We start from the raw sequence: 13,766 nt of genomic DNA, 5'->3' as shown, positions 1-13,766 counted from the left end.
AGCCGAGGATTCAGTTCATGAGCTACGCCATCGACGCCGAACTCGTCCCCTGGCTCGACATGCTGCCGGGAGTGACCCTGCTGAACTACGACGCCCTCCTGGAAGCGCGCTCGCGGCAGTCCCAGCTGAGCGACCTCCTGCCCGCCTACGAGCCGGCGAACCCCGTCGACGTCCGCGACACCACGGTGCCTGGTCCGTCCGACGCTCCCGACGTGCCGGTGCGCGTCTACACCCCGGCGGGCCTCACGAATCCCGTGCCGGGCCTGGTCTACATCCACGGCGGCGGGTTCGTGCTCGGCGACCTGGACATGTTCCACGGACACGTGCTGCGCCTGGCCGACCAGCTGGGCATCGTCATCGTGTCGGTGGACTACCGGCTGGCACCGGAACACCCGTTCCCGGCACCGGTGGAGGACTGTTACGCCGCGCTGCAGTGGACCGCGGCCAAGGCCGAGGAGCTGGGCATCGACCCGACTCGGCTCGGCATCGGCGGCGAGAGCGCGGGCGGCGGCCTCACCGCGGGCACCGTCCTGCTGGCCCGCGACCGGGGCGGCCCCGAGCTCTGCTTCCAGTACCTCGGCATCCCCGAGCTGGACGACCGCCTCGACACGGACTCGATGCGCGACTACGTCGACACCCCGCTGTGGAACCGCCCCAACGCGATCTACAGCTGGACCAGCTACCTCGGCACCGAGCCGGGCGGCGACGACGTCTCGCCCTACGCCGCGCCCTCCCGCGCCACCGACCTCTCCGGCCTGCCACCCGCGTTCGTCACGACGTGCCAGTACGACCCGCTGCGCGACGAGGGCATCGAGTACGCCCGCCGCCTCGCCCACGCCGGCGTGCCCACCGACCTGCGCCTCTACCCCGCCACCTTCCACGGCTCCGCGTTCGTCGAGAGCGCCGCCATCACCCGCAAGATGGCCGCCGACGAGCTGGAGGCGTTGCGCCACGGCCTGCGGGTCTGAACCCGGCCCGCGACCCGTCACCAGGTCACCCGCGGCTCCTCCGGCCCGAACACCAGGCTGGAGGAGCCGCGAGAACCGGCCCGAATCCCGGCTGTGAGCACTCGTGAGGCGGGCGTCATGCCTCCGGACGGCCTACCTGTGAGCGCTAACAGCGTTTGTTCACAGGGTGGTTACGGAACCTTGACGTCGGCGATGTTAGCGATAACACTCGCCGCCTATGAAGCTCCCGCACATCGCCGCCGCCGCGTTGGTGCTCACCCTCACGGCCTGCGGTTCGGCACAGAAGACGGTCGACCAGCAGAGCGGTTCGAGCGACGGCGCGCTCGTGGGCGTGACCATGCCGACCCGGTCGTCGGAACGGTGGATCCACGACGGCGACAACATCAAGAAGGCCCTCGAGGCCAAGGGCTACAAGGTCGACCTGCAGTACGCCGAGAACGACATCCCCACTCAGGCGAACCAGATCGAGAACCAGATCACCAAGAAGGCGAAGCTGCTGATCGTCGCCTCGATCGACGGCACCGCGATCACGTCGCAGCTGCAGCAGGCCGCGGACGCCAAGATCCCGGTCGTCGCCTACGACCGGCTGATCCGCAAGAGCCCGAACGTCGACTACTACGCGACGTTCGACAACTTCAAGGTCGGCGTGGAGCAGGCGACCTCGTTGCTCGCCGGGCTGAAGACGCGCGGTGAAGGCCCGTTCAACATCGAGCTGTTCGCGGGTTCGCCGGACGACAACAACGCCACGTTCTTCTTCAACGGCGCCATGTCCGTCCTGCAGCCGCTGATCGACCAGGGCAAGCTGAACATCAAGTCCGGCCAGAAGGACTTCAAGACCGTCGCGATCCTGCGCTGGGACCCGGCCACCGCGCAGAAGCGCATGGAGGACCTGCTCACCTCGACCTACGGCGGTGCCAAGGTCGACGGCGTGCTCTCCCCCTACGACGGCCTGTCCATCGGCATCCTGTCGGCGCTCAAGAGCAGCGGCTACGGCACGGCCGGTCAGCCGTACCCCATCGTGACCGGGCAGGACGCCGAGGTCGCGTCGGTGAAGTCGATCATCGCCGGTGAGCAGTACTCGACGATCCACAAGGACACCCGCAAGCTCGCCGAGGTCACCGTGACGATGGCCGACGCCGTGCTCAAGGGTGGCAAGCCCGAGGTCAACAACACCAAGGACTACGACAACGGCGTCAAGGTCGTCCCGTCGTTCCTGCTGCAGCCGGTCACCGTCGACAAGGCCAACTACCAGAAGGAACTGATCGACTCCGGCTACTACACCGCCGACCAGCTCAGGTAATAAAAGTGTCTGACGAAATCCTGGCGATGCGCGGCATCACCAAGAGGTTCGCGGGTGTCACCGCGCTGCACGACGTCTCGTTGAGCGTGCGGCGCGGTGAGATCCACGCGATCTGCGGAGAGAACGGCGCCGGCAAGTCCACGCTCATGAAGGTGCTGTCCGGCGTCCACCCCCACGGCACCTACGAGGGCGACATCGTCTTCAACGGTGAGCCGTGCGAGTTCCACGGTGTGCGCGACAGCGAACGCAAAGGCATCGTGATCATCCACCAGGAGCTGGCGCTGTGCGGCCAGCTCTCGGTGGCCGAGAACCTGTTCCTGGGCAACGAAAGAGCGCGGCGCGGGTTCATCGACTGGAACCGCACCAACCACGAGGCGCAGGCGTTGCTGGACCGCGTGGGGCTCCGGGAGAACCCCACTACGCCCGTCAACGACCTCGGTGTCGGCAAGCAGCAGCTCGTCGAGATCGCCAAGGCACTGTCCAAAGAGGTCAGTCTGCTGATCCTGGACGAGCCGACGGCGGCGTTGAACGACGACGACTCGCAGCACCTGCTCGACCTGCTCGACGGGCTCAGGGAAGACGGCATCACCTCGGTGATCATCTCCCACAAGCTCAACGAGGTCACCAGGATCGCCGACACCGTCACGGTGCTGCGCGACGGCGAGACCATCGAGACGCTTCCCGCGGCCGGCCTGAGCGAGGACCGGATCATCGCGGGCATGGTCGGCCGCGACCTGGAGCACCGGTTCCCGCCGCGCACCCCCGACATCGGTGACGAGGTGCTGCGCGTCGAGAACTGGACGGTGCACAGCCCGGCCCAGCCCGACCGCGTGATCGTCGACAACGCCACGCTGACGGTCCGGCGCGGCGAGATCGTCGGCCTCGCCGGGCTGATGGGCGCCGGCCGCACCGAGCTCGCGATGAGCGTGTTCGGCCGCACCTACGGCGTCGGCATCTCCGGTCGGGTCGTCAAGGACGGCGTGGAGATCGACACCCGCACCGTCGGGTCGGCCATCCGCCACGGCCTCGCGTACGTCAGCGAGGACCGCAAGCGCTACGGCCTCAACCTGATCGAGGGCGTGCAGCGCAACGTCTCCGCGGCGGCGCTCGGCAAGCTCGCCAAGAACGGCTGGGTGAACGAGCACGAGGAGTACTCGGTCGCGGAACGGTTCCGCCGCTCGATGGGCATCCGCACCCCGGCCGTGTCGACCCAGGTGGGCACGCTGTCCGGCGGCAACCAGCAGAAGGTCGTGCTGGCCAAGTGGATGTTCACCGACCCGGACGTGCTGATCCTCGACGAGCCCACCCGCGGCATCGACGTCGGCGCGAAGTACGAGATCTACTCGATCATCAACGACCTCGCCGCCCAGGGCAGAGCCGTGCTCGTGATCTCGTCCGAACTGCCGGAGCTGCTCGGCCTGTGCGACCGGATCTACGCACTGTCCGAGGGCCGGATCACCGGAGAGGTGGACCGCGCCGAGGCCACGCAGGAACGCCTTATGCAGTACATGACCCGAGGACAGAACTCATGACCACGAAGACCGCGTCCACCCCGGTCACCGCGCCGCCGGCTCCGCAGAGCCGGTTCTCCATCAACCTGCGGCAGTCCGGCATCTACGTCGCGTTCGCACTCATCGTGGTGCTCTTCGCGTTCCTCACCGACGGTGCTCTGCTGCAACCGCAGAACATCTCGAACATCATCGTCCAGAACTCGTACGTGCTGATCCTCGCGATCGGCATGATCCTGGTGATCATCGGCGGGCACATCGACCTGTCGGTGGGCTCGACGGTGGCGTTGACGGGCGCGATCTGCGCGGTGCTGACCGTCCAATGGGGACTCCCCTGGCCGGTCGCGGTGCTGCTGACGCTGCTCGCGGGCGCGATCATCGGTGCGGCGCAGGGCTACTGGATCGCCTACTTCGGCATCCCGGCGTTCATCGTGACGCTGGCCGGCATGCTGGTGTTCCGCGCGTTGACGCTCACGACCCTGGGCAACCAGGGCATCGGGCCGTTCCCGGACGAGATCCGGTCGCTGTCCAACGGCTTCACCGGTGGCTACCTCGGCAACATCGGCCTCGGCCCGCTCGGTGGCGCCGACCTTGTCAGCCTGCTGGCCGGGGTCGCGTGCATCGCCGGGTTCGCGTTGTCGCAGTGGCGCAAGCGGGCCGCGCGTCTCGGCTACGGCCAGACCGTCGACCCGATGCCGGTGTTCGTGCTGAAGATCGTCGGTGCCGGGGTCGTCGTGCTGGCCGTCGTGGTGCAGCTGGCCCGGTTCCGCAACCTGCCGTGGGTGCTGGTGCTGCTCGCGGCGCTGGCTCTCGGTTATTCGCTGATGGCCAACAACTCCGTGTTCGGACGGCACATCTACTCGATCGGCGGCAACCTGCAGGCCGCCACGCTGTCCGGCGTGAAGGTCAAGGCCGTCACGTTCTGGGTGTTCGTGAACATGGGCGCGCTGGCCGCGCTCGCGGGCGTCATCTTCGCGGGACGCCTCAACCAGGCCGGCCCGACCGCGGGCACGGCGTTCGAGCTCGACGCGATCGCGGCGGCCTTCATCGGTGGCGCGGCGGTCCAGGGCGGCGTCGGCAAGGTCATCGGCGCGATCACCGGCGGCCTGATCATGGGCGTGATCAACAACGGGATGTCGCTGATCGGCGCGCCCAGCGAGCGCGTGATGCTCGTGAAGGGTTTGGTCCTGCTCGCGGCGGTCGCCTACGACGTGTGGACCAAGAGAAGGGCCTGACCTCTTTTCATCTCGGAAGGCAGACAACAACGATGTTGTTATCCCTGCGTCGCCTCGGCGTCGTCGTAGCGGTTGCGGCCGCACTGGTCCCTGTTCCCGCCAGTGCGGCCGAGTCGGTGGTGAAGAGCGCCGCCGACGCGCTGTCCGTGGCGAACATCGACGATGTTCGCGGGCACCTGACCCTGCCCACCACCGGAACCGGCGACACCACCATCGCGTGGACGTCGTCGAACCGGTCGGTGATCACCCCGACCGGTGAGGTCACCAGGCCCGCCACCGGGGCGAAGCCCGCGAAGGTCGTGCTGACCGCCAAGGTGAGCCGCGGGTACCAGAGCACGACCCGGAAGCTGACGGCCACGGTGGCGCCCCTGCCCGCCAAGGAACCGTTGTCGGGCTACGGCTTCTTCTACTTCACCGGCGAGGGCAGCCCGAACGGCGAGCAGATCTACGCCGCCGCCAGCAAGGGCAACAACCCGCTGGACTTCGCCGAGGTCAACAACGGCCAGCCGATCCTCAAGTCGAGCCTCGGTGAGCTGGGCGTGCGCGACCCGTTCATCCTGCGCTCCCCCGAGGGGGACAAGTTCTTCCTGCTGGCCACGGATCTGAAGATCAACGGCGGCAACGGGTGGGACGCGGCGCAGCGCCACGGCAGCCGGTCGATCATGGTGTGGGAGTCCACGGACCTCTCGCACTGGTCACGCCAGCGCAGCGTCCAGGTGTCACCGCCGACCGCGGGCAACACCTGGGCGCCGGAAGCGTTCTGGGACGCCAAACGCGGCACGTACGTCGTCTACTGGGCCTCGAAGCTCTTCGCGGACAACGATCCCGGCCACACCGGCGACACCTACAACCGGATGATGTACGCGACCACGCGCGACTTCGTCACGTTCAGCCCGGCGAAGGTGTGGATCGACCCCGGTTACTCCGTGATCGACTCGACGATCATCGAGAACGGCGGCACCTACTACCGCTACACCAAGGACGAGCGGAACAACACGTCGAGCACGCCGTGCAGCAAGTTCATCACGGCGGAGAAGTCGGCCGACCTGCTCAACCCCAAGTACGACTTCGTGGCTGAGTGCATCGGCAAGGCCACCTCGACCAGCCCAGGGCTCTCCGCGGGTGAGGGGCCGACGGGCTTCAAGTCCAACACCGAGAACAAGTGGTACCTGTTCATCGACGAGTTCGGCGGCCGCGGCTACGTGCCGTTCGAGACGACCGACCTCGCGTCCGGCAAGTGGACCATGTCGACCGGCGCGCACCTGCCCGCTTCCCCGCGCCACGGCACGGTTCTGCCGGTCACGCAGGCCGAGCTGAACCGGCTCACCGCTCCCCCGGCACCGGTGAAGGCCGACGCCAAGGGCCTCGTCGCGCACTGGCCGCTCAACGCCACGTCCGGGACGGTCGCCGCGGACGCGACCGGCCACGGCTACGACGGCGTGCTCGCGGGCAGCACGTCGTGGTCCGGCGGGGCGCTGTCGCTGACCGGCGGGCACGTCCAGCTGCCGAACAACATGCTCACCGGGGCTGCCGCGGTCACCGTGTCCGCCGACGTGTGGGTGGATCCGGGGCAGCAGACGCCGTACTTCCTCTACGGGTTCGGCAACACCGCGCCGGACGGGGTCGGCAAGGGCTATCTGTTCAGCACCGGTGACACCTACCGCGGCGCGATCGCGACCGGGAACTGGACCACCGAGCAGGGCGTGAACTCCGGGCGCACCCTGCCGCGCGGTGTCTGGAAGAACGTCACGCTGACCGTCGGCAACGGCGTCGAGGTGCTCTACCTCGACGGTGCCGAGGTGGCGCGGAACGTGAACGCGACCATCAAGCCGTCCGACATCGGCGGTGGCGTCACGGCGGCGAACTACCTGGGCCGCTCGGTCTACGCCGGGGACAGGAACCTCGTCGGCAGGATGAAGGACGTCCGGCTCTACAACCGCGCCCTGTCGGGTGCGGAGGTCGCCGGGCTGCCGTCGAACAGCACGGTGATCAGCTCGGTCGAGCTGGCGTCGCTCAAGGCACCGGCCGTGATCGACTCCGCGGCCGGCACGGTGGTGCTGCCGGTCAAGCCCGGCACCGACCTGCGCAGGCTCTCCCCGAAGTTCGGTCTCGCGCCCGGCTCGAAGATCACGCCCGGTGGCACGGTCGATCTGCGCAAGCCGAAGAAGTTCACGGTCACCAACGCGTCCGGTGACCGTCGTGAGTGGACGGTCGAGGCCCACGAGATGCGCAGCCCCGTGCTGCCGGGCTTCAACGCCGACCCGAACATCGTGGCGTTCGGGGACACCTACTACATCTACGCGACCACCGACGGGTTCGACGGCTGGAGCGGCACCAAGTTCTCCGCGTGGTCGTCGAAGAACCTCGTCGACTGGAAGAACGAGGGCGTCATCCTCGACCTCGGCCCCGACGTCAGCTGGGCGGACAGCCGGGCCTGGGCGCCGACGATCACCGAGCGCAACGGGAAGTACTACTTCTACTTCTGCGCCGACGCCAAGATCGGTGTCGCGGTGTCGAACTCGCCGACCGGCCCGTTCGTCGACTCGGGCAAGCCGCTGGTGGACCGGAATCCCGGTGGCGGCCAGGCGATCGACCCGGCGGTGTTCATCGACAAGTCCGGCCAGGCCTACCTGTACTGGGGCAACGGCGAGGCCTACGTCGTGCCGCTGAACGCCGACATGGTCTCGTTCGACCCGACCCGGATCACCCGGCTGACCGGGCTGGACGGGTTCCGCGAGGGCCTGTTCATGGTGCAGCGCAACGGGACCTACTACCTCAGCTGGTCGATCGACGACACCCGCAGCGAGGACTACCGCGTCGGCTACGCGACGGCGCCGAGCCCGCTCGGCCCGTTCACCAACCACGGGCTGATCCTGCGCAAGGACCCGAAGCTCGGCGTCCTCGGCACCGGCCACAGCTCGATGCTGCAGGTGCCCGGCACCGACGACTGGTACCTGGTGTACCACCGCTTCGCCATCCCCGGCGGGGACGGGACGCACCGCGAGACCACGATCGACGGGATGAGGTTCAACCGCGACGGCACGATCGCACCGGTCGAACCGACCCTGGAAAGCGTGCCCGCGCAACGGATCCGGCCGCAGCACTGCCGGGCCTGGTTCGACTGATCCGGTTCCTGTTCGACGCCGTTCGACTCGAACGGCGTCGAACGCCCCGTTTCATTGTCACAACTCGTTTCCGCGGCTGGGAAAGCGCTTCCCGCACCCCGCCGCGTGGTCGTACGCTGCCCGCCGAGCCGCCTGTGGGACACGGCGCGATCAGCACAGCACCGGGGGATCCTTGAGACCGTTCGACCACCACCGGCCGATCATGTACACGCCCTTCGCCGTACTCCTCGTGGCCGCCGCGTGCGCCACGAGCTCGGCGGAACCCTCCTCCGCCCCGCCGCCTTCGGCCACCCCGCCCACTTCACCCCAGAACGTCACGGTCCTCCCGCCGCCGCCCGAGACGGTCGAGGACGTGGCCGACGGCAGGACCCTGGTGCTGTCCAACGGCCTGAAGGCACGGGTGCTCGGCCTGGCCGCGCCGGCCGAGTGCTGGCAGGCGGCGTCTACTCAGTTCGCCAGGGACACGTTGCTCGGCAAGCCGGTGCGCTACAGCCGCGCCTCGGAGGCGGCGATCACCGTGCGCCTGGCCGACACCCCCGACAACGCCGACTTCGCCACCCTCGCGGTGAGCCGGGGTGCCGCGCGCGCCGAGAAGGACGACCCGGTCCTCACCGAGCCGGAGAAGGCCGCCGCCAAGGCGGGCCTGGGCCTGTGGGGACCGCCGTGCGAGGGCCAGGACACCACTCCTTTGCCTCCACCTCCACCTCCGCCACCACCGCCTGCCCCGACCACCACCACTCCTGCGCCTGTCCCGCAGAAGGACTGCGCCGTCACCTACCGCGTGGCCAAGGAATGGGCCGACGGCTTCCACACCGAGCTGATCGTCCGCAACAACACCCGCAAGCCGTTCGAGCGCTGGAACCTGACCTGGCGGTTCCCGAGCGGCCAGCGGATCAGGGAGACGTGGGGCATGAACGCCCACCAGCACGGGGCCGACGTGCTCGCGGTGAGCCAGAACGGCAGCGCGATCCCCGCCGGCGGCCAGGTGTCGCTGCGGTTCAACGCCGGCAAGGCAGGCCCGAACGACCCGCCGACCGCGTTCACGCTGAGCGGGAAGGCCTGTTCAGTCGGCTAGCGAGCCAGCACCTCGATGGCGTCCGGTCCGGTCCGGCAGCACCCGCCGACCAGCCGGGCGCCACGCTCCGTCCACTCCCCCGCCAGCGCCGCGAACCCCGTGCCGTCACCGGTCCACGCCCGCTCCCGCGCGTCCCACTCCTCGCCGCTGTTCGGATACACCACCACAGGCAGCCCGGTCACATCTCGAGCAACCGCGACCGCGTGAGCGACGTCCGAAGGCGCACAGCAGTTCGCGCCGACAGCGACCACCTCGGACACGCCCGCGGCCACCGCGAACGCCTCCTCCAGCGACTGGCCGGCACACGTCTGAGAGCCGCGAATGCTGTAGGAGAGCCACATCGGCACGCCGCTACCCCGCACCACGTCGAGCACGGCCAAGGCCTCGTCTACGTCCGGAATGGTCTCGACGGCGAGCACGTCCGGCCCGGCCTGAGCCAGCTCCTCGATGCGAGGACGGTGGAACTCGACCAGCTGCTGCTGGGTCAGCCCGTAGCGGCCGCGGTACTCCGACCCGTCCGCGAGCATCGCGCCGTACGGTCCGACCGAGGCCGCGACCCAGCGCTGACCGTCCACATCGGAGGCAGCGGACCGCGCGAGGGCGACACTGGAGCGCAGCAGCCGCGCGGTCTCGTCCGCGCCGATGCCGTTGCGGGCGAACCCCTCGAAGGTCACCTGGTAGCTCGACGTGATGGCGACCTCGGCGCCCGCCCGGTAGAAGGCCAGGTGGGCGTCGCGCACCGCGCCGGGGTCGGTGAGCAGGAGCCTGCCCGACCACAGCGCGTCGGACAGGTCGTGCCCGGCCAGCTCCAGTGCCGTCGACAGGCCGCCGTCTAGCACGACCACCCTGTGCGCCAAGGCATTCGTCAGTTCCACGCCGGCGATTCTACGGTCAGCCGGAGGAGGCCGCCCCGTACCGCGCAGACGCCAGCTCCGGGGTGCTGATCCGGCGGGAGAGGCGGGGTGGCAGCAACAGCAGCGGTGGCACCGCGCGGCCCTCCAGCTTGCCCACCAGGAGCTCCACTGCGTGCCGGCCGAGTTCGTCCACCGGTAGGCGCACGGACGTCAGCGGGGGCGTCACCTGTTCGGCGATCTCGTCGGGACAGATGGCGACCACGGCGACGTCGCCCGGCACCTTCCGGCCGGACGCGCGCAGGCACGAGCTCACCCAGCCCAGCGCCGCGTCGTTGTGCACGACCAGGGCGGTCATCGCCGGGTGCGCGCGGATCAGGGCCTGGGTGGACCTGAGCACCGACTCGTAGTCCTCCTCCGCGGGCATGGCCGTGGTGGCGATGCCGCGGCGCATGGCGGCCGCGCTGAACCCCGCCATCGCCCGATGCGCGAAGCCCGTGTTGCGGCGGTAGACGGCGCTCGGTGCCCCGAGGAAGCCGATCGAGCGGTGGCCCAGGTCGGCCAGGTGGTCGACGCACTTGGCCCCGGCGGCCTCGAAGTCGAGGTCCACACAGGTCAGGCCCTTCGTCTCAGCAGGATGTCCGATGAGGACGGACGGCTTCGCCATGTCGCGCAGCACCGGCACGCGGTCGTCGTCCATCTCGACGTCCAGCACCAGGAAACCGTCGGCCTGCGCGCCGTCCGCTGCCCTGCGCAGGCCGGGAGCACCGTCCTGCGCGGTCATCAGCAGCACGTCCATGTCGTGCCTGCGGGCGGCCGTCACGGCGGCCGCGACGAACCGCATCATCACCGGGAGGTGGAGACCGGTGCGCAACGGCAGCACCAGCCCGATCACGTTCGACCTGCTCGCACTCAGAGAGCGCTCTCCCGCGTGCGGGAGGTATCCGAGCGCCCTGATGCTCTCGCGCACTCTCGACTTGGTGTCGGCCGAGATCGACCGCTTGCCCGTGAGCACGTAGGAAACCGTGCTCGGAGCGACACCCGCGTGCCGTGCGACGTCCGCGATGGTGACCACACCGACCCCTCTCGCGAACCCACATCACCCGATGCGTTCCCGACACGATAGGGAGCACGATCAGGTGAACTCAAGGGTAATGTTCGCGTTAACATTGTTTGCGAAACGTGGTCCAGACGAATCGTGTCGTCTGGGAACTTCCACAACAGAAGCTTCCTGCAGCTCAGTGCAGTTTCACGGTCACGCTCCGCGCCATACAGCAGATCGGCGCAGAGCGTGAGCACGTTCACATGTGAAGATCACTCGAAGGCGGCGGCCAGTGCCCGGTAGGCGGGTTTCGGGGCGAAGGACTCGTCGAACGGCAGCGCCGCCCCCTGGCCGGGGAAGACCGACGGGATCCACGAGTGCTTGTCGGACAGCGACCAGGTGGTCATCCCCACGCACCGGGTCACCGCGAGGCAGGCCCTGGCCACCGCCGCGTAGTCGGAGGCCTGGGTCGTGAGCTTCGCGGAGTCCGCGGGCAGCGTCATCCGCACGTCGAGCTCGGTGACCGCGACGTCCACACCGAGATCCGCGAACCGCTGCAGGTTCTGCCGCAGCGACGACGGCACGCCGCCCAGGAGCAGATGCCCCTGGAACCCGACGCCGTCGATCGGCACGCCCTGCTGCTTGAACGACCGCACCAGCTCGTACACGGCGTCGCTCTTGGCGCCGAGCCCGTCGGTGTTGTAGTCGTTGTAGTACAGCTTGGCGTCCGGGTCGGCGGCACGAGCGGCGCGGAACGCCTCCGCGAGGTAGCCGTCGCCGAGCTTCTGCTGCCAGAACGACTGCCGGCGCGTGCCGTTGTCCTCGAACGCCTCGTTCACGACGTCCCAGGCGAACACCTTGCCGCGGTAGTGCCCCGCGACCTCGCGGATGTGGTCCAGCATCGCCTGCCGCAACTCGGAAGCCGGCAGGTCCTGCACCCACTGCGGGGTCTGGTTGTGCCACACCAGGGTGTGCCCGCGCACGCGTTGGCCGGCGGCGACCGCACCCGCCCAGATCCGGTCGCCGCCGGTGAACGTGAACTGCCCGCGAGAGGGCTCGGTGGCGTCCCACTTCAGCTCGTTGCCAACAGTGATGACACCTGCCTCGCGTGCGGTCAGCTCACGGTTCTGCGTGTCCTCCAGCTCGGACACGGTCATCGCGCTGCCGAAGTACTTCCCTCTGGCAGCGGCCAGTTCCCGCAACGGCCTGGTACCGGACGACGGCGCGTTGCACAGCTGCCCGTTGAGCCGGAACTCGGGCGGTGGGCTGTTGGCGCCGCTGTAGGTGGCGTTGAACCCGAGCCCCGACAGGGTCGCGCCGGGCGCGATGGTCCGGTTCCAGTCCAGCGCTGTTGCCGAGGTCTGCGACCACGTCGCGTTCCAGCCGTTGGAGATCTTCTGGTTGCCGGGGAAGGCGAACGTCAGTGTCCAGCCGTTGATCGGCGCGGTGCCGGTGTTCGTGATGGACACGGCGCCCGTGAACCCAGAACCCCAGTCGTTCGCCACGCTGTAGGCCACCTTGCACGGCCCCGACGGCTCAGGCCCCGGTCCCGGCCCTGGTGGCGAACCACCCAGGTACGGGTCGAGATAGGCCTGCTTCGTCGTGTTCACCGTGGTCCAGTCGTCGTTCAGGATCCCGCCGGTGTCCCCGGAGTTGGGGTTCCACGACCAGAACGCGAAGCTGAAGCCGTTGTTCAGGTACTCCAGCAACGTCTTCAGCCACACCCGGTCACGCGAGTCCTGAAGCGTGGTGCCGAACTCACCGAGCCACACCGGCGCGACGCCGTTCTTCACCAGGTAACCCCAGTTGCGGTCCCAGATCCCCGCCAGGTTCGACGGGAACGCCGGATCCTTGAACCACGACTGCTCGTAGACCGAGGTCGCGTAGTCGTGCGCCGAGTAGACGAGCCGGTTGGCCACGTTCAACCGCACGGGCGCCGCCGCCGCGCCCTGCAGGTTGCCGCCCCACCAGTAGTCGCCGCTGACGCCCTCGACGATGATCAGCCAGTTCGGGTTCGCCGCCAGCACGGCGTTGCCCGCGCGTTCGGCGGCCAGCCGCCAGTCCCTGGACACGTCCCCGCAGCCCCAGCACGCCGGGTCGTGCGGCTCGTTGTGCAGGTCCGCGCCGATCACCGTGGCGTTGCCGGCGTACCTGCGCGCCAGCATCACCCAGTCGTTGATCCACCGCGATTCCGGATACGCGTCGGTGTACCAGAGCGCCGACTGGCCGGCGGAGCCCGGCCGATGCCGGTCGAGGACGATCTTCAGGCCGATCCGGCCCGCGTGCTCGACGATCTTGTCCATGACCTGGACTCCGGACAGCCCGGCGAGATCCGGGTTCTTCGCGAAGTCGATGCCGTTCGGAGTGACCGAGTCGAACAGCTGTGAGGCGTACGGGAGACGAACCACGTTGTAGCGCAACGACTTCATCTGGTCGAGCATCTCGCGGTAGTTGCGCGCCCAGAGGCCGTGCGGGCTGTAGGTGTCGGTTTCCAGTCCGAACCAGTTGATGCCGGTCATGCGCACCGGCGCACCAGCGGAGTCGAGCAGCCGTGCTCCGCTGGTGTGCCAGTATCCGTCGCCGGCCGCCGTCGCCGCCGGGGTGGCGACGACGGCCGACAACAACAGGACCAGCGCACAGAAGAGGCGTTTCATGTGCGCGT

At 68.8% G+C, this 13,766-nt stretch carries 10 protein-coding genes; 6 read left to right on the top strand and 4 right to left on the bottom strand.

What is annotated here, in order from left to right; all coding sequences use genetic code 11:
* Positions 1–17: 17 nt before the first annotated feature.
* From ABZ345_RS01455 to ABZ345_RS01435, 5 genes are all read left to right on the top strand, one after another.
* On the top strand, positions 18–968 hold the full coding sequence (locus ABZ345_RS01455; protein WP_359841752.1) for an alpha/beta hydrolase: 951 nt from the start codon (positions 18–20) through the stop codon (positions 966–968).
* A gap of 217 nt (positions 969–1,185) precedes the next feature.
* Entirely contained in the window at positions 1,186–2,268 is a 1,083-nt protein-coding gene (chvE, locus tag ABZ345_RS01450; RefSeq protein ID WP_359841750.1) for a multiple monosaccharide ABC transporter substrate-binding protein, read from the top strand.
* A gap of 5 nt (positions 2,269–2,273) precedes the next feature.
* Entirely contained in the window at positions 2,274–3,800 is a 1,527-nt protein-coding gene (gene mmsA, locus ABZ345_RS01445; RefSeq protein ID WP_359841748.1) for a multiple monosaccharide ABC transporter ATP-binding protein, read from the top strand.
* Positions 3,797–5,011: a multiple monosaccharide ABC transporter permease gene (gene mmsB, locus ABZ345_RS01440; RefSeq protein ID WP_359841746.1), complete on the top strand. Its 1,215-nt coding sequence runs from the start codon at positions 3,797–3,799 to the stop codon at positions 5,009–5,011. Before mmsA ends, mmsB begins: the two co-directional genes overlap by 4 nt.
* Before the next feature lie 32 nt (positions 5,012–5,043).
* Entirely contained in the window at positions 5,044–8,136 is a 3,093-nt protein-coding gene (locus tag ABZ345_RS01435) for a family 43 glycosylhydrolase (RefSeq protein WP_359841744.1), read from the top strand.
* 150 nt (positions 8,137–8,286) lie between these two features.
* On the opposite strand, the gene ABZ345_RS01430 is transcribed toward ABZ345_RS01435, so the two are convergent.
* Complete coding sequence (locus ABZ345_RS01430; RefSeq protein WP_359841742.1) at positions 8,287–8,454, bottom strand: hypothetical protein; 168 nt, start codon at positions 8,452–8,454, stop codon at positions 8,287–8,289.
* 34 nt (positions 8,455–8,488) lie between these two features.
* Here ABZ345_RS01430 and ABZ345_RS01425 point away from each other — a divergent pair, with 34 nt between their 5' ends.
* Complete coding sequence (locus ABZ345_RS01425; protein WP_359841740.1) at positions 8,489–9,211, top strand: cellulose binding domain-containing protein; 723 nt, start codon at positions 8,489–8,491, stop codon at positions 9,209–9,211.
* On the opposite strand, the gene mmuM is transcribed toward ABZ345_RS01425, so the two are convergent.
* From mmuM to ABZ345_RS01410, 3 genes are all read right to left on the bottom strand, one after another.
* Positions 9,208–10,086, bottom strand: coding sequence for a homocysteine S-methyltransferase (gene mmuM / locus ABZ345_RS01420; RefSeq protein ID WP_359841738.1), 879 nt, complete (start codon positions 10,084–10,086; stop codon positions 9,208–9,210). The genes ABZ345_RS01425 and mmuM overlap by 4 nt on opposite strands.
* A gap of 16 nt (positions 10,087–10,102) precedes the next feature.
* The gene (locus ABZ345_RS01415) at positions 10,103–11,137 is read right to left on the bottom strand and encodes a LacI family DNA-binding transcriptional regulator (protein ID WP_359841736.1); all 1,035 of its coding nucleotides are present in this window, start codon (positions 11,135–11,137) and stop codon (positions 10,103–10,105) included.
* 239 nt (positions 11,138–11,376) lie between these two features.
* Positions 11,377–13,758: an endo-1,4-beta-xylanase gene (locus ABZ345_RS01410; protein WP_359841734.1), complete on the bottom strand. Its 2,382-nt coding sequence runs from the start codon at positions 13,756–13,758 to the stop codon at positions 11,377–11,379.
* Positions 13,759–13,766: the final 8 nt, after the last annotated feature.

Source organism: Lentzea sp. NPDC005914 (assembly GCF_040629405.1).
Classification (GTDB): Bacteria; Actinomycetota; Actinomycetes; order Mycobacteriales; family Pseudonocardiaceae; genus Lentzea.
Note: the sequence above shows the minus strand (reverse complement) of the source record. Positions and strands in the feature narration are given on the sequence as shown.

Coding starts and splice junctions, on each gene's coding strand:
- ABZ345_RS01455 (WP_359841752.1), top strand. CDS start 18: ATGAGCTACGCCATCGACGCCGAACTCGTCCCCTGGCTCGACATGCTG.
- chvE (WP_359841750.1), top strand. CDS start 1,186: ATGAAGCTCCCGCACATCGCCGCCGCCGCGTTGGTGCTCACCCTCACG.
- mmsB (WP_359841746.1), top strand. CDS start 3,797: ATGACCACGAAGACCGCGTCCACCCCGGTCACCGCGCCGCCGGCTCCG.
- ABZ345_RS01435 (WP_359841744.1), top strand. CDS start 5,044: ATGTTGTTATCCCTGCGTCGCCTCGGCGTCGTCGTAGCGGTTGCGGCC.
- ABZ345_RS01410 (WP_359841734.1), bottom strand. CDS start 13,758: ATGAAACGCCTCTTCTGTGCGCTGGTCCTGTTGTTGTCGGCCGTCGTC.